Raw genomic sequence first — 23,330 nt, 5'->3', positions numbered from 1 at the left:
CTTCTCCCCGTTCCACGGGGAGAAGATGGCGGCAGCGAGAGGAGGGGCAGCGCGAACTTACAAGAGTCTGGCGCTGCCCTCATCCGCCCTTCGGGCACCTTCTCCCCGTTGAACGGGGAGAAGGGGACGCCGACGCTACATCTTTACCCGTTCCGCCTTCGGGTCATACATCGGCTTCAGCGATGCTTCCGCCGCAAAACGCTCACCGGCGATTTCCACCTCGTAGGACGAGCCAAGCACATCCGCCTCGCTCTCGCCCTGGCAAGGCACATAGCCGAGCCCGATCGCGCCGCCGAGATGGTGGCCGTAATTGCCGGAGGTGATTGGCCCGACGATCTTGCCGTCGCGCAGGATCGCCTCATTGTGGAAGAGAAGAGGCTGCGGGTCCTTCAGGCGGAATTGCAGCAGACGGCGTGACAGGCCGGCTTCCTTTTTCCTCAGCACCGCGTCGCGGCCGATGAAGCGGGCTTTGCTCGTCTTGACGGCAAAGCCCAAGCCCGCCTCCAGCACATTGTCCTCATCGGTGATGTCATGGCCGAAATGGCGAAAGGCTTTTTCAATGCGGCAGGAATCGAGCGTATGCAGGCCGCAGAGCTTCAGGCCGACATCGGCGCCGGCTTCAGCGATCGCCTCGAAGACATGGGCGGCCTGCTCGGTCGAGACATAGAGCTCCCAGCCCAGCTCGCCGACATAGGTGACGCGATGGGCGCGAGCTAGACCCATGCCAATCTCGATCTCCTGGAAGGTGCCGAACGGATTGGCCTCGTTGGAAAAATCGTTCGGGCTGACCTTCTGGATCAGCTTTCGCGAATCCGGTCCCATCAGGCAGATGACAGCCTCGGCCGCCGTCGCATCAGTGATGACGACGAACTCGTCGGCGACGTGCTTGCGCAGCCAGGCAAGGTCGCGCTGCAGCGTAGCGCCCGGCACAACGAGGAAATAGGCCGTTTCCGACAGCCGCGTCACGGTGAGGTCGCTCTCGATGCCCCCTCGCTGATTGAGCATCTGCGTGTAGACGATCTTGCCCGGAGCGACATCCACGTCGTTGGCGCAGAGCCTTTGCAGAAACACGCAGGCGTCGCGGCCCTCGACGCGGATCTTGCCGAACGATGTCATGTCGAACAGACCGACGCCGTTGCGCACCGCGAGGTGCTCGTCGTGCTGGTTCTCGAACCAGTTCTGCCGCTTCCACGAATAGCGGTATTCGCGCTCCTGGCCTTCGCGCGCGAACCAGTTGGCGCGCTCCCAGCCCGCCACCTCGCCGAAGACGGCGCCGCGCGCTTTCAGATGCTCGTGCAAGGGCGAGCGGCGCACGCCGCGCGAGGTCGCCATCTGGCGATAGGGGAAATGGTCGGCATAGAGCAGGCCGAGCGTTTCCGAGACACGCTCCTTCAGATAGCGGCGGTTCTTCTGGAAGGGCTGGGCGCGGCGGATGTCGACCTCCCACAGGTCGAAGGGCGCCTCGCCGTCGTTGATCCATTGCGCCAGCGCCATGCCGGCGCCGCCCGAAGAAACGATGCCGATCGAGTTGTAGCCGGTCGCCATCCAGTAGCCGGAAAGCTCCGGCGCTTCGCCGAGATAATAGCGGTCGTCGGGCGTAAAGCTCTCGGGGCCGTTGAAGAAGGTGTGGATGCCGGCGGTGCCCAGCATCGGCATGCGGTTGACGCCCATCTCGAGGATCGGTTCGAAATGCTCCATGTCCTCGGGCAACTGGTCGAAGCAGAAATCCTCGCGGATGCCGTCCATGCCCCAGGGCTTCGCCACCGGCTCGAAGGCGCCGAGCATCATCTTGCCGGCGTCTTCCTTGTAATAGGCGCACTCGTCCGGCACGCGCAGCACCGGCAGGCGGGAGAGGCCGGGGATCGGTTCGGTGACGAGATAGAAATGCTCGCAGGCATGCAGCGGGATGGTCACCCCGTTCTGCCGCCCAAGCTCGCGCGCCCACATGCCGGCGCAGTTGACGACGATGTCGGTCTCGATCGTGCCTTGCTCCTCGCCCTGCGCCCATGAGACGCCGCAAACGCGGCCGTTCTTCGTGTGGACCTTGGTGACCTTGACGTTCTCGATGATTGTCGCGCCGCGCTGGCGCGCGCCCTTGGCCAGGGCCATCGCGATGTTGGCCGGGTCGCACTGGCCGTCGAGCGGCAGATGCACGGCGCCGACCACGTCCGACACATTGAGATGCGGATACATCTCCTTGACCTCGCGCGGCGAAATCTCGCGCACATCGACATCGAAGGCGCGCGCGAGCGAAGCCTGCCGGTAGATCTCGTGCTTGCGCTCCTCGGTCAGCGCGACGGTGATCGAGCCGACCTGGCGCATGCCGGTGCCGACATCGGTCTCGGCTTCGAGCTTGACGTAGAGATCGGCCGAGTATTTCGCCAGGCGCGTCATGTTCTGCGAGCCGCGCAGCTGGCCAATCAGGCCGGCCGCGTGCCAGGTGGTGCCTGAGGTGAGCTGCTTGCGCTCGATCAGCACGATATCGGTCCAGCCGAGCTTGGCCAGATGGTAGGCGACCGAGCAGCCGGACACGCCGCCGCCGATGATGACAGCGCGAGCCTTGGTCGGGATGGTCTTGGTCATGCGGCCTCGCGGCGATAGTTGGAAGCGAAGCGGCGCACGCGAAGTGCTGCTTCCTTGAGGATGGGTTCGGGCTGACAGAGGCTGATGCGGATATGCCCGGCGGCGGCCTCGCCGAAGCTCGATCCCGGCATGACGCCGACCTTCTCCTTGTCGAGCAGCGCCCAGGCGAACTTCTCGTCGTCGGGCTCGACTGCGGAGATGTCGAGCATGACATACATGCCGCCTTCGGAGCCGCGCACGGTGAGCTCATTGGCGCCGCGTATGGCGTCCAGGAACATCGTGCGTCGCGCCGCGTAGCGCTCGGCGATGTCCTTCACGCCATAGTGGTTCTCCAGCGCCTCGGCGCAGGCGATCGAGATGAAGGCCGGCAGGCCGTAGGTCGTGACCAGATTGAGGTCGATCATCAGCGCGATCATCGCCTTTGGCCCGGTCAGCCAGCCCATGCGCCAGCCGGTCATGCCATGGCTTTTCGACATGGAGTTGATGACCAGCGTGCGCTCGGCCATGCCGGGCAGCGAACGCGGCGAGATATGCTCGCCACCGCCGAGCGTCCAGTAGACCTCGTCCGACAGCAGCCAAAGATCGTGCTCCTTGCAGATCTCGGCCAGCTCTTCGAGCCGTTCGCGCGAATAGACGGCGCCTGTCGGGTTGTTCGGCGTGTTGATCAGGATGGCGCGGGTGTTGGGTTTGAGCGCGGAGCGGATCATGTCCGCGCGGGGTTGAAACCCATCCTCGGCCGGCGTCTCGACCACGGTGAAGCTGGCGCCGGCGGCGCTGAAGGTGTTGGGGTAGGTGGCATAGTAAGGCGCGACGACAATGGCGTGCTCGCCCGGGTCGAGCACCCCCTGCACGGCGGCATAGAGCGCGCCCTGGCCACCGGCCGTGGCGATGACCTCGTCGGGTTCCGTCAGGATGCCGCTGCAGGCGGTGGAGGCCGCCGCCATCGCCTTGCGCAGGCGCGGCAGGCCGGGAAGTGGCGTGTAGTGATGATTACTCTCGCGCACGGCCGTCACGCAGGCCTCGATCGTTTCCGAGGGCGTGTCGAAATCGTGGTCGCCGACCGAGAGCACGATGATGTCTTCGCCGGCCTGCTTGCGAGTCCAGGCGGCGAAATGAACTTCCCAGCCATCCTTGCCGGAAGGCACGATGGCGGTAATGCGCTTTGATGGCTTTGGCATCAGGAAACTCCCGAGATCTGGTGGCCGGCCTGCGCGAGCCGGTCACGCAGGGCGGCGATATGGGCGGGGCCGACCTCGCAGCAGCCGCCGACGATCTTTGCGCCGGCTTCGACCCAGCCGATGGCCTGGTCGACATAGGCCTGCGGATCGAGATCATGGCGCGCGTGCAGCACGTCGACCGTGCCCCCATGCTTGAGCGCCTCGATGGAGGTGAAGCCGTTGGCATAGGCGCCGACCGGTCCGCCAAGAGCGATGAGTTCCGGCAATGCGGCGGCGACGGCTTCGGGCCGGCAGCAGTTGAGCAGCCGTGCCGCCACCGGCAGATCGCCGAGGGCGCTAGCTGCGGCCGCAACACTCTCGCCGCTGCGCAGGCGCGGCGCGCCATGGTCGGCGAGAGTCCAGGACACCCAGACCGGCTTGCCGCTCTCGGACGCCGCGGTGACGGCCGCGCGCGCCTCCTCGGCGGAAGCCATGGTCTCGCAAAGGAACAAATCGACGCCTTCGGCCTGCTCGGCGACGATTCGACGATAGATGCCGAGCGTGTCCTCGAACGATATGGTCAGCGCCGGCGCGTAGCTGCCGAAGAGAGGCGAGAGGCAACCGGCAATGGCGGTGTGGCCAGCCTCGTCGCGGGCCTGCCTCGCCAGCTCGATGCCGCGCTTCTGCAATGGCTTGAACAGATCTTCGGCGCCCTCGCGCGCCAAGCGCTCCGGCGTTGCCGAATAAGTGTTGATGGTGATGACGCGAGCACCCGCCTGGATGAATTCGACATGCAGGTCGCGCACCAGGTCCGGCTCGTCGATCAGCACCCTGGCCGACCAAAGCGGAGTCGGCTCGGACTTGCTGCGCCGGACCAGTTCCTGGCCCATGCCGCCATCGGTGAGGATGACGCAGCTCATGCCCTCAACCTTTCATTTTTCGGGTCCCACAACGGTTCGTCCTTCTGGACGATAGCTTTGAAGCGATCGCCGAAAATCTCGACCTCGACCGCCGTGCCCGGCTCCGTAAGATCGGCGCGCAGCATGCCGAGCGCGATCGACTTGCCGACGCGGTGGCCCCAGCCGCCCGAGGTCGTCTCGCCGACGATCCTGCCGTCATGCCAGAGTGTCGACATATAGGGTGCATCGCACTCGCCGGGGTTTTCGACGACCAAAGTGACGAAGCGCTTCTTCACGCCCTGCTGCTTCTCATTGAGCAAAGCCGCCTTGCCACGGAAGTCCGGCTTGTCCCATTTGACGAAGCGCTCCAGCCCGCCCTGCAGGATCGAATAATCGGTCGAAAGGTCGCCCTTCCAGGCGCGGTAGCCTTTTTCGAGCCGCAGCGAATCCAGCGCATACATGCCGAAGGGTTTTAGGCCATGCTTCTGGCCGGCGGCCCAGACGGTGTCGAAGACCGCCAGCGTATCGGCAACCTTGGTGTGGATTTCCCAGCCCAGTTCGCCGGCGAAGGAGACGCGCACCAGTTTCGCCCAGCGCCCGGCAATGGTCGTTTCCTGATGCGTCAGCCAGGGCAGGGTCAAATCGGCGTGGCAGATTTCGGCCAGGATCTTGCGCGAGTTTGGTCCGGCGAGGATTTGCGTGGAGTACTCCTCCGTCCGGTCGGTCAGCGTGAAGGCAGCCTCGGCAGGCATGCGCGACTTCAGCCATTCGAAGTCGTGCCACTGCGCGACAGCCGCCGTGATCAGCGTCATCTGGTCCTCGCCATGGCGCACGACCGACATTTCGGTGACGATGCGCCCCTTGTCGTCGGCGAAATAGACGAGGCCGATGCGGCCGGGCTTCGGCACGAGGCCGGTGACCTGCAGCGACAGCCATTCGGCGGCGCCAGGGCCTTCGAGATTGAAGCGCGAGAAGCCGGGCAGGTCGAGGATGCCGGCGGCGTCGCGCACCGCGAGGCATTCCTCGCGCACCCGCTGCTGCCAGGGTCCGTCGCGGCGGAAGGTGAGGGTGGACTCCTCGGACGTGTCGTCGCCGGGTTTCGCATACCAGGTGGCGCGCTCCCAGCCATTATAGGCGTCGAACTGGCCGCCAAGCGCCTTGATGCGCTCATGCAGCGGCGAAAGCTTGCGGTTGCGCCCCTCCGGCCAGGCATGGCGCGGGAACTGGATAGCGTATTCGTTGCCATAGATCTCCATGCCCTTGGCGACGCAATAATCGGGTGCCGAGGCGAAGGACGTGAAGCGGCGCGGATCGCAGGACCACATGTCCCATTCGGTCTGGCCCTCGGTCACCCATTCGGCCAGCACCTTGCCGGCGCCGCCTCCTTGCGCGATGCCGAAGGTGAAGACGCAGGCTTCGAAGGCGTTCGGCACGCCGGGCATCGGCCCGATCAGCGGGTTGCCGTCCGGAGCGTAGGGGATCGGTCCGTTGATCACCTTGGAGAGGCCGGCGGTGCCGAGGATCGGCACGCGGGCGACGGCGTCGGCGAGGTAGTGCTCGAGACGGTCGAGGTCGTCCGGGAAAAGCTGGAAGGAAAAATCCTCCGGCATCGGATCGTTGTGGGTCGCCCAATGCGCGCGGCAATTGCGCTCATAGGGGCCGAGATTCATGCCGCTCTTTTCCTGGCGCAGGTAATAGGACGTGTCGACGTCGCGCAGCAGGGGCAATTTGTGACCCTGCTCCTTCGTCCAGGCGGCGAGCTCCGGGATTTCCTCGAACAATATGTACTGATGGCTCATCACCATCATCGGCACGTCGCGGCCGAACATCTTTCCGACCTCGGCGGCCCGATAGCCGGCCGCGTTGATGACGATCTCGCAGCGAATTTCGCCCTGCGGGGTAGCGACCACCCATTCGCCGTTCTCGCGGCGAACGCCGGTAACCGGGCAGAAGCGGATGATCTTGGCGCCCATGTCGCGCGCGCCTTTGGCGAGCGCCTGGGTCAACTGCGCCGGGTCGATGTCGCCGTCGCTCGGATCGTAGAGCGCGCCCTTCAGCTCATGCGTCTCGATGAACGGATAGCGGCGCTTGATCTCGTCCAATCCGACGACGTCGATATCCATGCCCTGGTAGCGGCCCATGCTCTTGGCGCGCTGGAATTCCTGCATGCGCTCCTTCGTATGGGCGAGCCGGAGCGAGCCGGTGACATGGTAGTTCATCGGATAGTCGACCGCTTCGGCGAGCCCCCGGTAAAGCTCGGTCGAGTGGCGCTGCATGTTCATCAGCGACCATGACGAGGAGAAGGTCGGCACGTTGCCGGCGGCATGCCAGGTCGAGCCGGAGGTCAGCTCGTTCTTTTCCAGAAGCACGCAGTCGGTCCAGCCAGCCTTGCAGAGATGATAGAGCGATGAGCAGCCGACGACACCGCCTCCAATGATCACCACGCGTGCCGTGGTCGGCAAGTCCGCCATGTTCTTCCTCCAAGCCTAAGCGCCTCGCGCTTCGATTCTTCTTTTTGATGCATGTCGTTATCCCAAAACCGCTTCGCACTTTTGGGCGACATGCATTGATCAATAGACGGGTGGTGAAACCACCCAAATGACGACCGCCGGCTCGATGCCCGGATTGCGCCAGCGGAACGGCTTGCCTTCGAAGCGGAACGAGTCGCCTTCACCGAGACGATGCCAGACGCCGTCGATCTCGATCTCGAACGTGCCCGACGCGACATAGCCCGCTTCTTCCGTCGGACGGCGCGCTTCCGTCGTCAGTTTCGCGCCCGGCGCGAAGACCGAGCGCAGCATCTCGAAGCTACCGCCGAGGTCGGGTGACAGAAGCTCCTCCACCAGGCCGGATTCACTTGTGCCAAGCGAACGGCGGCTTCCGGCGCGCACGATCACGCCACGCTCCTGTTCGACAGGCACGTCATGACTGAAGAACAGGCTGATCGGAACATCGAAGAGGTCGGCGAATGCCCTGAGGTCGCCGAGTGAGGGGATGGAAAGACCACGCTCGACCTGGCTGACCCAGCCGACCGAACGGCCTAACTTGAGCGCTATTTCAGCGAGCGTGAGGCCGCGCGCCTTGCGCAGCGCGCGGATGTCGCCGGCCAGCAGCCGGTCGCCATTCTCGTGCTGCGATTTGGTCGCGGTCGTGGTCAAAGAGTGCTCGTGAAAAGAGTGCTCGTGAAAAAACCTTGATAAATTTCATGAGACGGTAAAATCATGAAAAAATCAACGGTATTTTCATAGGCCACAAGATTTGCTTGCGCGATTTCGGCCGTTGATGCAAAGGCTCGCGCACGAGCGGCGAGTGGGGCGCCCGGTCGGCGACCAGTTTAGCTTAGAGTCTGCGGATGGTCGTCAGGAAAACCGTGGTTGCGGGTTTCCGGCCATGCGCAAAGGGACGGCCCATGCTTGAGAAGAACGTCCGGATCGCATCGGAAGCGGCGATCGTCGACGAGGCGATCACCTCGCGCCGATCGGTGCGCGCTTTCCTGCCCGACATGGTCGACGACGAGGCGATCCGCGCGATCCTGGCGGTCGCCGCGCGCGCGCCGTCCGGCACCAACATGCAGCCCTGGCGCGTCTATGTGACCAAGGGCGAGGTCAAGCAGCGCATCAGCGACGCCATCCTCAACTCCGGCATTCGCGCCGAAAAGGCCGAGTGGGACGAGTACCGCTACTATCCCGACCAGTTCTTCGAACCTTATCTCACGCGTCGCCGCGCCAACGGCTTCGGGCTCTACGGCGCGCTGGGCATCGGCCGGCGCGAGGTCGACAAGATGCGGGCGCAGCACGATCGTAATTTCATCTTCTTCGACGCGCCGGTCGGCATGATCTTTACGATCGACCGGCGCCTGAACCAGGGTTCCTGGATCGACTACGGCATGTTTCTGCAGAACATCATGGTCGCGGCGCGGGGCAGGGGACTGCATACCTGCCCTCAGGCGGCCTTCGCGCCCTATCACCGGCAGATCAGGCCGGTGCTCAACATTCCCGACGAGGAGATCGTCGTCTGCGGCATGGCGCTCGGCTACGAGGACACATCGAAGCCCGAAAACGAGTTCCGCACCGACCGCGCGCCGCTCGAGGATTGGGTGACCTTCGCGGAATAGCGTCGGCGCAGGTCGCAGTCCGGCCTGTCAGTCCGTGCTCAGATGCGCGCCATGGCCGCTGACATGCGCGCCGTCCTGCGGCGTGAGCCTCAGATAGGCCAATAGCGCGCAAAGCGTGATCAAGCCTTCGATGACGAACAGGATGCGATAGTCGTCGACGCTGGCCTTGCCGCCGGCGCCAAGCAGCGACAGGAGCGCCGACGCGAGGCCGACGCTGATCGCCACCGCAAGCTGCCACAGGATGTAATAGAGCGCGCTGAAGCGGGCGAGCTGCTCCGGCGCGATGTCCGAATAGGAGAGATTGCCGGTCGAGGCCCATTGCACCGAGCGGAAGACGCCGAAGGTGAAGATGTAGGCCAAAACGATCCAGGCCGGCAGGCTTTCCTGCATCAGGGCGAAGCCGGCGACCAGCAAGGCGACGATCGGCGTGTTGGTGACCAGCACGCGCTTGAAGCCGAAGCGGTTCAACAGGCGCGGCATGAAGAAGCGCATCAGCAATGACCCGATCGCGGCGACGAAAGTCAGCGATCCCGCCTGGACCGCGCTCATGCCGAAGCCGAGCTGGAACATCAGCGGCAACAGGAACACCACCGAGCTCAGGCCGATCGTGTCGAGGCCGCCGCCGGTGAGAAAGGAGATGCGGAAAGTTCGGATGCGCAGCAGGTTTAAATCGAGCAGCGGGTTGCGGGCGCGAAGGCAGTAGAAGGCGGCAACCGTCAGAATTACGATCGCCAGGCCGAGCTCGATGCCGATCAGGCTGCTCGCGGCATCCTTGGCGGCAAGCGCGTCCATGCCGAAGACCAGCAGGCCCATGCCGCTGCCGACGAGCAGGAAGCCCGGAAAATCGAATGGCGTGCGCACCGGCTTGGTGGTCGTTGGAAACAGGGAGGCAGCCAGAAGCGCGGCAGTCAGCGCGATCGGGATGTTGATGTAGAAAATCCAGCGCCAGGAGACGTAGGTGGTCAGCGCGCCGCCGACGAGCGGTCCGACCAGCGGCCCGGACTGGCCGGCCAGCGAAATATACATGTTGATCTTCAGCGTGCGGTCGCGCGGGAAGCTCGACAGGATCACGACTTGGCCAAGCGTGCCCATCAGCGCGCCGCCGCAGCCCTGCAAGGCGCGCGAGCCGACCAGCATCCATATGTTTTCCGAAAGGCCGCACAAGGCCGAGGCGCTGGCGAAGACGAGCAGGGCGAAGCAGTAGACGTTGCGCAGGCCGAAGCGGTCGGCCAGCCACCCGCCGAGCGGCATGGTGACGATGAGGCTCGCGACATAGACGGTGATCAAAAGGCCAAGCTGGCTTGGCGGGCGGTCGAGGCTCTCGCCGATGCCGGGGAGCGCGGTGACCACGACGTTCTGGTCGAGGCTCGTCATGAACACGCCGCAAGCGACGGTTGCCGGCAACAGCATCGACGGACCCTCCGCCGGAGCAAAGCGGGTCGTGGCCGTCGCCGAAGTCTCAACAGTCATGGAAGGGTATGGTCGAACTGGTTGCCTGAGCGAGCGTTTGTCCTGCAAACGCGCGTGATTCCTTATCTATCGCGCCTGCTGGCCCAATGCTCAAGCAGCAGTTGTAGCCGTCAATAGTACCAGACAATCGCCTGGACCAATTCCTGCCTGCAACGCCAAGCTATTGCACCTCGTAACCGACTTCCTCGCTGGCGTGGCACAAGGCCTTCCAGAACGAGCGCGCGAAAGAGCGGAAGACGTAGATGTCGAACTGGTCGGCGCCGCTGCGCTGGATCTGGGCGAAGATGTCGTGATGATTGGTCGAACGGCCGGCCCCGAGCGGAAAGGCGGGCAAGGCGAAGTCGATGGCAAAGAACTTCGCCATCACCCATTCGGCCTTCGGGCCGGCGATACGGATCGCGGTGCGGCCATGCGAGAGATCGGTCAGCGTGCCGATGGCCGGCATGATGGCGCCGGCGAAGGCTTGAGCAAACCCTTCCGCTTCGTCGACCACGGTGAATTTTCCCGGCGCGAAACCGAAGGCGGCGCGGGCGCCGCTGCTCACGCCGCCACCGGCGCCATCGGGCAGAGCGAGACCGGTGACGTTGCGGATAATTTCGATCAGCCGCTTCTCTTCACCCGGCCAGGCGGCGAGCTGCAGGATCGAGCCCGGCCGCGTCTCGGACAGGATGACGTCGACGCCATGTTCGAAATTGCCGTGCGAACCCGGATGATACTCCGGCTCGAGCGGCGATTGGCGTTCGGGCAAATGCTGCTCAGCCATGCATGCGGCTCCCGTCCGGATCATAGAAATGGTTGGAGACGATCTCGACCGGCCCGAACCGGTTGCGCAGCGGGTCGGAGACGAAGGCGCGGGTCCCGTGACGCGCCTCCCCGCCCTTGACCAAGGCCAGGGCAATATACTTGCCGAGCGCCGGTGAATAGCAGCAGGCGGTGATGTGGCCGAGAGAGTCGTGCGGATTGGCCTCGTCCAGTTCCTCGACGATATGACCGCCGCCGTTGAGCGGCCGGTTGTCGAGGGCGATCAGCCCGACCAGCTCGAGCCGGTCGGGGGCGATAAGGCCTTCCCGGTCCATCATGGCCGAGCCGATGAAAGGCTTCTTCTTCGACAACATCCAGTCGAGATGGAGATCGCGGGCGGTGGTGCGACCGTCGATCTCGGCGCCGGTGACATGGCCCTTTTCTATGCGCATCGTACCCAGCGCCTCGAGTCCATAAGGGACAAGGCCGAAAGGCTTGCCGGCCTCGATCAGTGCCTCCCAGACATGAGTGCCGTAGCCGGCGCCGGAATAGACCTCGAACGCCATTTCGCCGGAGAAGGATAGGCGGCAGATCATCACCGGGACGCCGGCGATCCGGCCGTGGACGATGCCCATGAAGGGCAGAGCGGCATTGTCGACGGCGGTGCCGGTGACGCAAGATGCAAGAATGGCGCGCGCGTTCGGTCCGCCGATCGCGGCACCCGCCCATTCGTCGGTGACGGAGGTGACGGTGACCTTCAGCTCCGGCCAGATGACGTCGAGGAAATATTCCAGATGCTGCATCACCTTGCCGGCATTGGCGGTGGTGGTCGTCATTAGGAATTCACGCTCGCCAAGGCGCCAGGTGGTACCGTCGTCGAAGGCGAGCCCATCCTCGCGCAGCATCAGGCCGTAGCGGGCCTTGCCGACGGCAAGAGTGGAAAACATGTTGGTGTAAACGCGGTCGAGGAACTCGGCCGCGTCCGGTCCCTGCACCGCGATCTTGCCAAGTGTCGAGACGTCGACAATGCCGGCGCTTTCGCGCGTGGCCTTCGCTTCGCGGACATAGGCCTGCTCGACCGTCTCGCCGGCAAGGCCATACATCATCGGACGGAACCAGAGGCCGGCCGAATACATGGTCGCGCCATTGGCGATGTGCCAGTCATGCATCGGCGTCAGCCGCTCGGGCTTCAAATCGCCAAAGCGTTCCGCGGCGAGCGAGCCGATCGACACCGCCGTGTAGGGCGGGCGGAAGCGCGTCGTGCCGACTTCGGGGATCGGCTTGCCGAGCGCCTCGGCCATGATGGCAAGGCCCGGCACATTGGAGTTCTTGCCTTGGTCCGTCGCCATGCCGAGCGTGGTGTAGCGCTTCAGATGCTCGACCGAGACGAAGCCTTCGCGGTGCGCCAGCCGCACGTCCTCGGCGGTCACGTCGTGCTGGAAATCGACGAAGCTCTTGCCCTTGGCCTTGATCTCGAAGACCGGCGCCGGATCGGGATCGCCGGCCACCGCCTCGACGACGGGCAGGGGAGCGGATGAAGCCGCGCCGCCGGCCGCCTGGAGACCGGCCGCGCGGCCTTCCGCGATCGCTTCGGCGGTCGAAAAACTGCCGGTGAAGGCGCCGGCACCGATCCAGCGCTGCGTCGGCTTCGGCGGCAGGAAGGCTTGCCTGGCCGGGTCCCATTCCGCCTTGGCGCCTGCCTGGCTGGCGAGATGGATGGTCGGCGACCAGCCGCCCGACATCAAAAGGCTGTCGGCATGGATGCTGCGTTCGTCGCCGCTCAGCGCGCCGCTCATGGCGTCGAAGCGCTGTACCTTGAGGCCGGTGAGAGCCTTGCCGCCTTCGGTCGCAATCACGGCGTGGCCGGCAAGCAGCTCGGCCTCCGCATCGCTCGCCAGCCGGCGCATGTCGTTCGAGATGTCGCCGCGGACATCGATGATGGCCACGACCGCGGCGCCGGCCTTCTTCAGGGCGGCAGCGGAGCGGTAGGCGCTGTCATTGTTGGTGAAGAGCGCGATGCGCTGCCCAGGCAGCACGCCATATTCAACTGCGTATCGCTGTGCCGCATGCGCCAGCATGACGCCGGGCCGGTCGTTGCCCGGGAACACCAGCGGCCGTTCGAAAGAGCCGGTGGCGAGAACCACTGTGCTTGCGCGGATCGCCCAGTAGCGCTGGCGCGGCTCGCCCTTGGCGGCCACTTCCTTATGGTCGGTCACCCGTTCCAGCGCGGCAAGCGTGTTGCCGTCGTAATAGCCCCACACCGTCGTGCGCGGCAAAAGACGCACATTGTCGTTGCCTCCGAGCTGCGCAACCATGCGCTGGGCCCAGTCGGCCGCAGGCATCCCGTCGATGGTTTCGCTCGACCAGTTGGCGGAGCCGCCGAAGTGGGCTTCGAGGTCGGCAAGAATGACGCGGGCGCCCTGATCGGCGGCGGCTTTCGCCGCCATCAGTCCGGCCGGACCTGAGCCGACGACCAGCACGTCGCAAAAAGCGTTCATGCGCTCGTAGCGCGAGGTATCGGGGGCGACACCCGCTTTGCCGAGGCCGGCGGCGCGGCGGATGAAATGCTCGCAGAACATCCAGAAGCGCGTGCCCTTCAGCGGGCCGATCACCGGACCCATGAAGGTCTTGTAGTAAAAGCCGGCCGACAGGAGCTTGCCGCCGAGCTGGTTGAGCGCGCCGATGTCCCAGGCGAGCGAAGGCGTGCGGTTCTGGCTGACGGCGACCAGTCCGTCATAGATCTCGACCATGGTGGCTGGAATGTTGGGCTCGCGCACCTCGCCGCGCAGCACCGTCACCAGCGCGTTCGGCTCCTCGACGCCGGCGGCAAGCAGGCCGCGCGGACGGTGATATTTGAAGGAGCGGCCGAACAGCGTCACGCCGTTGGCGAGCAGCGCCGAGGCCAGCGTGTCGCCGGCATGGCCGGTGTAAGGCGCGCCGTCGAAGGTGAAGCGGATGGTGCGCAGCCGGTCGATCCGGCCGCCGGTTTCGGCGCGGCGGGGGCTCACGAGCGGCTCTCCGTCTTGTGGCCGCCACGGGCGAAGGAGGTGCTCAGGATTTCATGCGTGACGGTGTTGCGAACGACGCGCAGATGGGACCGGCAACCGCCGGAGTGCTGCCAGATCTCGTTATGGTCGCCGGCCGGGTTCAGCCGGTCGTAGACATAGGCGTTCCAGGCGTCGAGATTCTGCGAGGCCGGCTGCGGCCGCTCACGGTTGCCGTCGCCCTGGTAAGTGAATTCGATGACGTCGCGCGGGCCGCAATAGGGACAGGTGATAAGCATTCTTATTTATCTTCTTGTTTGACCACGATCTTTTCCAAAACCGGCGTCCGATTTTTTGGGATCATGGTCTAATGCAGCCGCGGGTTCGCGCCCTGGCCTTTGTCGTCGATGATCAAGCCACGATAGAAGCGGTCGAGCGTGAAGGGCGCGTTGAACTCGTGCGGTTCGTCCTTGGCGATGGTGTAGGCAAAGCACCAACCGGAGGCGGGCGTCGCCTTGAAGCCGCCATAGCACCAGCCGCAATTGAGATACATGCCCGGCAGCGGCCCGGTGGTGATGATCGGCGAGCCGTCCATCGTCATGTCGCACAGCCCGCCCCAGGAGCGCAGCATGCGCACCCGGGCCAGGCCGGGGAACAGCGCCAGCATCTCGCTCATCACCTCATCGACGATCGGCAAGCTGCCGCGCTGGGCGTAGCTGTTGTAGCCGTCGAGGTCGCCGCCATAGACGAGGCCGCCCTTGTCGGACTGAGAGATGTAGAAATGGCCCATGCCGAAGGTGAGGACGGTATCGACGATGGGCTTCAGCGATTCTGAGACGAAGGCCTGCAGCACGTGGCTCTCGATCGGCATATGCGAAATGCCGGCAAGCTGCATGACGTGGCCGGTGCTGCCGGCAACCGCAAGCGCGACCTTCCTGGCGCGGATCTCGCCGCGCGTCGTCGTAACGCCGTTGATGCGGTCGCCGTCGCGCAGGAAGCCGGTCACCTCGCAATTCTCGATGATGTCGACGCCGCGCCGGTCGGCGCCGCGCGCATAGCCCCAGGCGACCGCATCGTGCCGGGCCGTGCCGGCGCGCGGCTGCATCAGCCCGCCAAGGACGGGGAAGCGCGCCGACCCCGAGACGTCCAGCGCCGGCACAAGCCGCTTGATCCGGTCGACACCCCACAGTTCCGCATCGACGCCGAGATGGCGCATGGCATTGCCGCGCCTGGCATAGTCGTCGAGCTGGGCGGGCGTGTGGGCAAGGTTCAAGCAGCCGCGCTGCGAGAACATGACGTTGTAGTTGAGATCGTGCGACAGGTTCTCCCACAGCTTCATCGAATGTTCGTAGAAGCGGGTGTTCTGCGGCAAGAGATAGTTGGAGCGAACCGCAGTGGTGTTGCGGCCGACATTGCCGGAGCCGAGCCAGCCCTTTTCCAGCACCGCGACATTGGTGATGCCGTGCTCCTTGGCAAGGTAATAGGCGGTTGAAAGACCATGGCCGCCTCCGCCAATGACGATCACGTCATAGGACGCCTTGGGGTCCGGCTTGCGCCAGGCGGGCTTCCAATCCTTATTGCCGGTCAGCGCGTTCTTGAGCAGCGAAAAGGCTGAATATTCCGCCATTCTTCCTGTCGTCCTTATGATGCGAGGCGGCAGACTATAGAGCAGGCGGGAGGCGCAAAGCCAAGATTACGCCATCGCTTTTCGCCAGGCCGACTCTCATCGATGCGATCGGGACGGCTTGCCGCCCGATATGCCGGTCTTTATCAAAGGCGGAAATTTCGGGGATTTTTCGGCCGCGAGTCGCCAGCCAAGTGATGTTCTTCCGCCTGCTACGCCTGATCCTGGTCGTTATCGTCGCCGTCTTCGGGCAGCCGGCGCTCGAGGCATCGGCGCAGGCGATCGGCCAGGGGTCGTCGCAGCTCATCGCCGACCAGACAAAGGTCATCCAGGATCTGACGGCCAAGACCGATGGCCTGGAGAAGAAACTGAGCGAACCCGACCAGGACGATGCAGGGCTGGTCGACATCCGGTTGCAGCTGGAGGACATTTCGCGCGCGGCGCTGAACAGCGCGCTGGTATTCAGGCAACGCCTCACCGAGATCAACAATCGCGTCGAGGTTCTGGGCCCGCCGCCGGCGCAGGGACAACCCGCCGAGCCGGTGATCGTCAGCAACGAGCGCGGCGCGCTCGCCGCGGAAAAGGCTCAGATCAACGCGATCGTCGCCAGCGCGCAAAACCTGTCGATCCGCGTCAACGGGCTGGTCGACAAGATCGCGGTCATGCGCAGCGAGCTTTTCCGCAGCGTCATCACCAAGCATTATGATCTGACCGAGGCGCTCAGCCCGCAGGCCTTTTCCGACGCACATGACCAGTTCACGGGCCTCTACAAGGCGGTGTCGTCGTGGCTGAGCTTCGCCATCAGGTTCAAGTTCCAGGCGATCCTTGCGGCGACGCTTATGGCGCTGACGCTGGCGGCGGTGTTGTTGATAGGCGGCAGGCGCTTGTTCGGCCGCATATTCGAGGCCGACCCCACCGTCGAGGACCCTTCCTATCTCAGCCGCCTGTCGGTGGCCTTCTGGTCGACGCTGCTGCCGACCCTGGCGCTTGGCGTCTTCTTCGCCTCGGCCGTCTTCTTCTTCAATTATTACAACGTGCTGCGTGGCGATATCGGCACGTTCCTCAATGCCTTGCTGACGGTGATCGGCATGGTTTTCTGCGTCAACCGGCTGACCAACGCTGCGCTCGAGCCGCGCCTGCCCAATTGGCGCCTGATCCCGGTCGCGACCGGCCCGGCGCGCTGGCTGGTCGGATTGACGACCGCCATGGCGCTGGTGCTCGGGTTCAATTACTTCCTGTCGGTCGTCAACGAGAAGATGGGCTCGCCGCTTTCGCTGACGATCGGCAGGGGTTTTGTCGCCACCATCATCGTCGGCGTCATCCTGATCCTGATGGGACTGCTGCGGCCGTTCAGGGCGGCTGATGGCTCATGGCGCCCCTGGCCGGCATGGCTTCGCTTCATTGCCATCGCGCTTGGCCTGTTCACCATTGCGGCGGCGCTGCTTGGCTATATCGGCCTGGCGCTTTTCGTGTCGTTCCAGGTTGTGGTGACCGGCACCGTGCTGGTGACGGCCTATATCGGCTTCCTGTCGGCACGCGCGATCGGGGAAGAGGGAGGCTTCGCCGACACTTCGGTGGGGCGATGGCTTTCGGAAAACTCCAGCTACGAGGATACCGCCCTCGACCAGCTCGGCCTCGTCGTCAGCATCGCCATCAATCTGATGATCGTGCTGATATTCCTGCCGCTGATCCTGTTGATGTGGGGCTTCCAGCCCGGCGATATCGAGGCCTGGGCCTACAAGCTGGCGACCGGCGTGACGATCGGTTCGGTGACCATTTCGTTCCTCGGCATCCTCAGCGGCATCGTCGTCTTCGTCATCGGCTATTTCCTGACGCGCTGGTTCCAGGGCTGGTTGGACGGCTCGGTGATGGCGCGCGGCAAGGTCGATGCCGGTGTGCGCAACTCGATCCGGCTCGGCGTCGGCTATGCCGGCGTGGCGGTCGCCGCGTTAGTCGGTATCTCGGCCGCCGGCATCGATCTTTCCAATCTGGCGCTGGTTGCCGGTGCGCTTTCGCTGGGTATCGGCTTCGGTCTGCAGAACGTCGTGTCGAATTTCGTTTCAGGCCTGATCCTGCTTGCCGAGCGGCCGTTCAAGGTCGGCGACTGGATCGTCGCGGGCGACGTCAGCGGTACGGTGCGGAAGATCAGCGTGCGCGCGACCGAGATCGAGACCTTCCAGCGCCAGGCCGTGATCCTGCCCAACTCGAATCTCATCAACAATGCGGTCGGCAACTGGACACACCGCAACAAGCTCGGGCGCATCGACATCAAGGTCGGCGTTGCCTATGGCAGCGACGTCAAGCGCGTCCATGCCATATTGACGGACATTGCGCGCGCCCATCCGATGGTGCTGAAGAACCCCGAGCCGTTCGTCCTTTTCGCCAATTTCGGGTCGGCCGCGCTCGAATTCGAGATCCGCCTGTTCGTCGCCGACATCATGAACGGCAGCGTCGTGCAGAACGATATCCGCTTTGCCATTTTCGATATCTTCGACGAGGAGCAGATCGAGATACCATCGACGCCGCGCGCCGTGGTCGAGAGCAAGAAGCACGAACCCTGGCCGATCGACGACGACAAGATCGAAGCCGAATTCGCCGAGCGCCAGAGGCTGGAAGCGGAAGCCGCGGCCGAGCGGGAGCGGCTCGCCAAGATGAAGCGGAGGGGCCGCAAGCCCGACCCGGGCTGAGGTGCATCGAGATTCCGGTGAGGCCGGCCTGCAAATGGGCATGCTGAGGCCATCCCAAACCGATTGTGGCATGAATGCGGCATTCAGTTGCGGTTCAGGTAACATCTCATATAAGCTTCGATGCAAAGGGCGAGAATGCCTTGCAAATTTGAACAGAGGCGGTGTGTGAAACACCGGAATTGCAATGTGGAAGTCTGTCGTTACCGCCATCGCTTTGCTGGCCCTGGGCGGTTCGGCTTTCGCCGCCAGCGCGATCAACAGGGACGCTCAGACGCGGACCCTGGTCGTGACCGAAGGCGGCGCCAAGAGCGAGCTGACGCTTGCTGCCGGCGAGACGGTGGAGTTCTGCCCGAACGGCTGCTTCGTCACCCTGCCCAATGGTGACCTCGAAGCTCTGACCGGCTCGGAAACGGTGGAAATTTCGGGCGGGTCGGCCCGTATCAAATAACCAATGCCGCAAGATTGGCTGCGCAAGATTGGCAAGGCCGGACCGATGTCCGGCCTTTTATCGTTTCGGGTAGCCGACACTTAACGACAATGCCCGAAAACCGGTATGGCTACGCGCTGCAACCGGGCGTTTTAACGTTCGCTGCGTCATCCCCGGCTATATCTGACCCGAGGACGCCGGCACACGGCGTGGGTTGAATTGGCGCAAGGTCCCTTCCGAGATCGCAGTCTCGGGATCCTGCGCTCGATCGGGGCAGGACAATGGACGCGAGGTCGGACAGGAACGCAATCCCGCTTGCGGTCGATCTCGACGGCACGCTGATTGCAACGGACCTTCTGTGGGAAGGCCTGTTCATCCTCCTCAAGAAGAACCCGCTCTATGTCTTTCTCCTGCCGTTCTGGCTGACCAGTGGACCGGCCCGACTCAAGCGGGAGATCGCCAGCCGCGTCGACATTGACCCGGCCTCGCTGCCCTATCGTCAGGATCTGCTCGACCGGTTGCGCTCCGAGCATCGGGAGGGCCGCAAGATCGTGCTGGCGACGGGAACGCCGCGTAGGTTCGCGGAGGCGATCGCGGCGCATCTCGGCATTTTCGATCATGTGCTGGCGACCGACGGTCCGCACAACATGACGTCGGCCAAGAAATGCTCAGCCCTTGTCGCCGCCTATGGCGACGCAGGCTTCGACTATGCCGGCAACAGCCGTCACGACCTCAAAGTGTTCGACGCCGCGCGCAACGCGCTCGTGGTGGCGCCCGACCGCAGCGCCCGGCGCTGGCAGGCAGCGCATCGGGCCGATGCCATGCCGGCGCCCAAGCCGACGCTGAGGACCTACGTCAAGATGCTGCGCATGCATCAGTGGCTGAAGAACGCGCTGATCGCCGTGCCGATGGTGCTGTCGCACGAATATTTCAATCCGAACATGATCTGGGAATGCCTGCTGGCGTTCGTCTCCTTCAGCGCCGTGGCATCCGCTATCTATATCCTCAACGATTTCTTCGACCTGGCGCTCGACCGCAAGCATCCGACAAAGCGCAACCGGCCTTTCGCCAGCGGCGCGTTGTCCATTCCGTTCGGCCTCGGCGCGATCATCGCGCTGCTTACGATCGGCATTGCCGCCGGCCTGTTCCTTCCCGTCGAATTCCTCGGCGTGCTTGCCGGCTATATCGTTATCACCACCGCCTATTCGCTGTCGTTCAAGCGCATGCTTCTGGTCGACGTGCTGACGCTTGCGGGCCTCTACACGATCCGCGTGCTGGCCGGCGCGGCTGCCACCGGCGTCGATGTCTCCTTCTGGCTGCTTGCTTTCTCGATCTTCTTCTTCCTGTCGCTGGCGCTGGTGAAGCGCTTCGTCGAACTGCGCACCACGGCCATTCCGCCGGGCGAGCGCATCGCCGGCCGCGGCTATCGCACCGAGGACCAGGAGATCGTCGCCCAGGCCGGCATGGCGTCGGCCTTCTCCTCGGCGCTGGTCTTGGCGCTCTATATGGACAGCCCGGCGGTGCGCGAGCTTTACCCGCATCCCTGGCTGATATGGCCGCTGGCGCCGATCGTGCTCTACCTCACGATGCGTGTCTGGATCCTCGCCCGGCGCGACGAGATGCATGACGATCCGGTTGTCTTCATCATCCGCGACTGGCGCAGCCAGATCGTCGTCGCCATCGGCGCGGTCTTCCTCGTCGTTGGAGGCTGGTGATGGGGCGCGAGCGCTTCGGCAGCTTCGGAATGGCGACCCCGCCGGCGCGCATGGCTATCCCGGCGGACGAGGCGATCGCCTTGCTGAAGCGCGGCGAGGCGAAGACCGGATCGCTGCTCGGCTACGGCAATGGGCGCTCCTATGGCGACAGCTGCCAGAACGATGCCGGCATGGTAGTCGACATGCGGCCGCTCAACCGTATCCGTTCCTTCAATGCTGAGACCGGTGTGCTCGAAGCCGATGCCGGCACGCTGCTTTGCGATATCATCGCTTACGCCGCGCCCTACGGCTTCTTTCCGGCCGTGGTTCCAGGCACGCAGTTCGTGACGCTGGGCGGCGCGATCGCCAACGACGTCCACGGCAAGAACCATCACCGGCGCGGCACTTTCGGCTGCCATGTCGAGGCCTTGACGCTGCTTCGGTCCGACGGCCGGACCTATCGCTGCTCGGCGACCGAAAATGTCCGCCTGTTCCGGGCGACGATCGGCGGCATGGGGCTGACGGGCTTGATCCTTTCGGCCTCGATCAAGCTGATGCGGGTGCCGTCGCTCGATATCACGGAAAGTGCGACGCGGTTTCGCGATCTCGGCGAATTCTTCGATCTTGCCGAGGCTGCCGACCGGGCCAACGAGTATGCCGTCGCCTGGATCGATCAGCTTGCCGGCGGCCACGGTCGCGGACGCGGCCTTTTGTTCACCGGCAATCATGCCGAACACGGCTCGCACGCGGCGGCGCGCGCCGGCAGCCGGTTTTCCGTGCCGGTGCAGCCGCCGTTCAATATCCTCAACCGGCCCTTCCTCACGGTCTTCAACGCGGCCTATCACTGGAAAAAGGGCAAGTCTCCGGTTCAGCGCCAGGCGGGTTATCAGGGCTTCTTCTTTCCGCTCGACGGCGTCCGCGATTGGAATCGGCTCTACGGGCCACGCGGGCTTTTCCAGCACCAAAGCGTGGTGCCGCAGGCCAACGCGCGCCGCATCGTGCCGGCGCTGCTCGAGACGGCACGGCGGGCAGGCCAGGGATCGTTCCTGACCGTGCTCAAGCGCTTCGGCGATATCCGCTCGCCGGCGCTACTGTCCTTCCCGCGGCCCGGCTATACGCTGACGCTCGATTTCCCCAACCGGGGTGAAAGGACGTTGCGGCTGCTCGCCGATCTCGATCGCATCACGGTCGAGGCGGGCGGCGCGGTTAACCCCTACAAGGACGCCCGGATGGGAGCTGAGACATTCGCCGCGTCGTTCCCGCAATGGCAGCGGCTGGACGCGCTTCGCGACCCGGCTTTCATATCGAGCTTCTGGGCGCGTACCGCCAGGAGATTGGAGATCGGACAAGGGAGAGCCGAAGCCGCTGAATAGATAAAAGTCGTGCAAATCATGGTAAATAAAGCGTTATGCCATAGTTTACCCGAAACAACATCGCGGCTTCACGAAATATTTGCAGGTTTGTAGTAGGACCGCCCAAGGGGCGGGTGGCAACAATGAAATATATAATCTTCATTCTCTTCACGGTCATGACCAATGCCGCGGCGCAGCTGATGCTGAAGCAGGGCATGATGTCGATGGGGCCGATCTCCTTCGAAGGCGTCAATCCGCTCGTCAAGCTTTTGCAGATCGTGTTCAGCCCCTGGGTGTTCCTGGGCCTCTGCACCTTCGTCATATCGATGGCATCGCATCTTTACGTGCTGTCCAAGGTCGAGCTCAGCTTCGCCTATCCATTCCTCAGCCTCGCCTATGTCGCCGTGGCGATCTTTGCCTATTTCGTCTTCCGCGAGGACCTCAACGGCTGGCGCATCGCCGGCATCGCCTGCATCTGCATCGGCACGATCCTGATCGCGCAGAGTGGCAGAGAAATGGGTGGACGCGGACATGAGGACCGGACCGCATCCATCAATCCCGACAAGATCGGCATAAGCGAGATCGTGCGATGAGACATGTGATTTTCGGCGGCGACGGCTTCGTCGGCCGTCACCTTGCCCCCAAGCTCGTCGCCGATGGCGAGACTGTCGTCGTCGCCGATATCGTCAAGAGCGACCTGCCGCATTACCGCTCGGTGCGCTTCATCACCTGCGATATCACCGATCCGGCCTCGGTCGCAGCGGTCGGACTCAAGGCCGACGACATGGTCTATAACCTCTCGGCCAAGATGCTGTCGCCGATCCAGGTGCGCGCCAAGCGGCACGATTTCTTCTTCCCGGTGAATTTCCACGGCACCGAGAACATCATCCAGGCGATGGACAAGGCCGGCGCCTCGAAGCTGATCCACTACACGACCGACATGATCTACGGCCACACGGTGGTGCTGCCGATGACCGAGGATCATCCGGTGGCGCCGCTCGGCGAGTACGGGCTGTCGAAACTGAAGACCGAGGAGCTCGCCGCCGAATGGCGCAAGCGCGGCATGTCGATCTCGCTGTTCAGACCGCGTTTGATCATCGGGCCCGGACGGCTCGGCATCCTGGAAAAGCTGTTCAAGCTGATCGACTGGAATCTTCCGGTGCCGATGATCGGCTCGGGCAGGAACCCCTACCAGTTCATCTCGGTGTTCGACTGCGCGGAGGCCGCCCGCGCGGCCTGGAAAGCCGGCGTGCCGAACGAGGCCTATAATCTCGGCTCGCTCAATCCGCCGCCGGTCAAAAAATTGCTTGGCGATCTCATCCGCCATGCCGGCTCGAAGTCGATCCTGCTGCCGACGCCCGGCTGGGCGGTCAAGCGCACCCTCGACCTGCTCGATTTGCTCAACATGCCGATCATGGATCCGGAGCAGTATCTGATCGCCGACGAGGAATGCGTGCTCGACGTGTCCAAGGCCGAGCGCCAGCTCGGCTGGGTGCCACAATATCGTGACGAGGACATGCTGATCGCCGCCTACAGCGAATACCGCGCCAAGAAGGACGGCCACGCCGTCGCCACGAAACATGTGCCGGCCGAATAGG

The 23,330-nt window shown here is 64.1% G+C and carries 17 protein-coding genes; 7 read left to right on the top strand and 10 right to left on the bottom strand.

The features are described from left to right. Positions 1-135: 135 nt before the first annotated feature. From ACVMIM_RS25230 to ACVMIM_RS25210, 5 genes are all read right to left on the bottom strand, one after another. A complete protein-coding gene (locus ACVMIM_RS25230) occupies positions 136-2,583 on the bottom strand; it encodes a GcvT family protein (protein WP_476115203.1) in 2,448 nt (815 codons plus the stop codon). Continuing rightward, complete coding sequence (locus ACVMIM_RS25225) at positions 2,580-3,761, bottom strand: pyridoxal phosphate-dependent aminotransferase (protein ID WP_476115202.1); 1,182 nt, start codon at positions 3,759-3,761, stop codon at positions 2,580-2,582. Before ACVMIM_RS25225 ends, ACVMIM_RS25230 begins: the two co-directional genes overlap by 4 nt. Continuing rightward, positions 3,761-4,660: a homocysteine S-methyltransferase family protein gene (locus ACVMIM_RS25220; protein WP_476115200.1), complete on the bottom strand. Its 900-nt coding sequence runs from the start codon at positions 4,658-4,660 to the stop codon at positions 3,761-3,763. The genes ACVMIM_RS25225 and ACVMIM_RS25220 overlap by 1 nt, the downstream gene beginning before the upstream one ends. Further along, positions 4,657-7,110: a GcvT family protein gene (locus ACVMIM_RS25215; protein WP_476115199.1), complete on the bottom strand. Its 2,454-nt coding sequence runs from the start codon at positions 7,108-7,110 to the stop codon at positions 4,657-4,659. The genes ACVMIM_RS25220 and ACVMIM_RS25215 overlap by 4 nt, the downstream gene beginning before the upstream one ends. 99 nt (positions 7,111-7,209) lie before the next feature. Continuing rightward, positions 7,210-7,752 (bottom strand): helix-turn-helix domain-containing protein, encoded by a 543-nt coding sequence (locus ACVMIM_RS25210; protein WP_476117356.1) that lies wholly within the window; start codon positions 7,750-7,752, stop codon positions 7,210-7,212. A 296-nt stretch (positions 7,753-8,048) separates the two neighbouring features. Here ACVMIM_RS25210 and ACVMIM_RS25205 point away from each other — a divergent pair, with 296 nt between their 5' ends. Continuing rightward, the gene (locus tag ACVMIM_RS25205; RefSeq protein WP_476115198.1) at positions 8,049-8,753 is read left to right on the top strand and encodes a nitroreductase; all 705 of its coding nucleotides are present in this window, start codon (positions 8,049-8,051) and stop codon (positions 8,751-8,753) included. A 27-nt stretch (positions 8,754-8,780) separates the two neighbouring features. Here ACVMIM_RS25205 and ACVMIM_RS25200 read toward each other — a convergent pair whose 3' ends face one another. From ACVMIM_RS25200 to ACVMIM_RS25180, 5 genes are all read right to left on the bottom strand, one after another. Beyond that, a complete protein-coding gene (locus tag ACVMIM_RS25200; RefSeq protein ID WP_476115197.1) occupies positions 8,781-10,163 on the bottom strand; it encodes an MFS transporter in 1,383 nt (460 codons plus the stop codon). Between the two features lie 220 nt (positions 10,164-10,383). After that, positions 10,384-10,971: a sarcosine oxidase subunit gamma family protein gene (soxG, locus tag ACVMIM_RS25195; RefSeq protein WP_476117354.1), complete on the bottom strand. Its 588-nt coding sequence runs from the start codon at positions 10,969-10,971 to the stop codon at positions 10,384-10,386. A gap of 7 nt (positions 10,972-10,978) precedes the next feature. Then, positions 10,979-13,972: a sarcosine oxidase subunit alpha gene (locus ACVMIM_RS25190; protein ID WP_476115195.1), complete on the bottom strand. Its 2,994-nt coding sequence runs from the start codon at positions 13,970-13,972 to the stop codon at positions 10,979-10,981. Beyond that, positions 13,969-14,247, bottom strand: a complete 279-nt coding sequence (locus ACVMIM_RS25185; RefSeq protein ID WP_041003893.1) for a sarcosine oxidase subunit delta — start codon at positions 14,245-14,247, stop codon at positions 13,969-13,971. Before ACVMIM_RS25185 ends, ACVMIM_RS25190 begins: the two co-directional genes overlap by 4 nt. Positions 14,248-14,315: 68 nt before the next feature. Beyond that, a complete protein-coding gene (locus tag ACVMIM_RS25180) occupies positions 14,316-15,575 on the bottom strand; it encodes a sarcosine oxidase subunit beta (protein WP_476115194.1) in 1,260 nt (419 codons plus the stop codon). Positions 15,576-15,769: 194 nt separating this feature from the next. On the opposite strand from ACVMIM_RS25180, the gene ACVMIM_RS25175 reads away from it, so the two are divergent. The 6 genes from ACVMIM_RS25175 to ACVMIM_RS25150 all read left to right on the top strand — a co-directional run bounded on the left by ACVMIM_RS25175 (position 15,770) and on the right by ACVMIM_RS25150 (position 23,329). Continuing rightward, positions 15,770-18,259 carry a mechanosensitive ion channel family protein gene (locus tag ACVMIM_RS25175; protein WP_476115193.1) on the top strand — a complete coding sequence of 830 codons (2,490 nt, stop codon included), beginning with the start codon at positions 15,770-15,772 and terminating at the stop codon, positions 18,257-18,259. Positions 18,260-18,443: 184 nt separating this feature from the next. After that, positions 18,444-18,707: a hypothetical protein gene (locus tag ACVMIM_RS25170; RefSeq protein WP_041003900.1), complete on the top strand. Its 264-nt coding sequence runs from the start codon at positions 18,444-18,446 to the stop codon at positions 18,705-18,707. A gap of 260 nt (positions 18,708-18,967) precedes the next feature. Further along, positions 18,968-20,401, top strand: a complete 1,434-nt coding sequence (locus ACVMIM_RS25165) for a UbiA family prenyltransferase (protein ID WP_476115192.1) — start codon at positions 18,968-18,970, stop codon at positions 20,399-20,401. Continuing rightward, positions 20,401-21,753 (top strand): FAD-binding oxidoreductase, encoded by a 1,353-nt coding sequence (locus ACVMIM_RS25160; protein WP_476115191.1) that lies wholly within the window; start codon positions 20,401-20,403, stop codon positions 21,751-21,753. The genes ACVMIM_RS25165 and ACVMIM_RS25160 overlap by 1 nt, the downstream gene beginning before the upstream one ends. Before the next feature lie 122 nt (positions 21,754-21,875). Then, positions 21,876-22,325 carry an EamA family transporter gene (locus tag ACVMIM_RS25155; RefSeq protein ID WP_476115189.1) on the top strand — a complete coding sequence of 150 codons (450 nt, stop codon included), beginning with the start codon at positions 21,876-21,878 and terminating at the stop codon, positions 22,323-22,325. Then, positions 22,322-23,329, top strand: a complete 1,008-nt coding sequence (locus ACVMIM_RS25150; protein WP_476115187.1) for an NAD-dependent epimerase/dehydratase family protein — start codon at positions 22,322-22,324, stop codon at positions 23,327-23,329. Before ACVMIM_RS25155 ends, ACVMIM_RS25150 begins: the two co-directional genes overlap by 4 nt. Position 23,330 lies beyond the last annotated feature (1 nt).

Source organism: Mesorhizobium sp. USDA 4413, from assembly GCF_056280365.1.
Note: the sequence above shows the minus strand (reverse complement) of the source record. Positions and strands in the feature narration are given on the sequence as shown.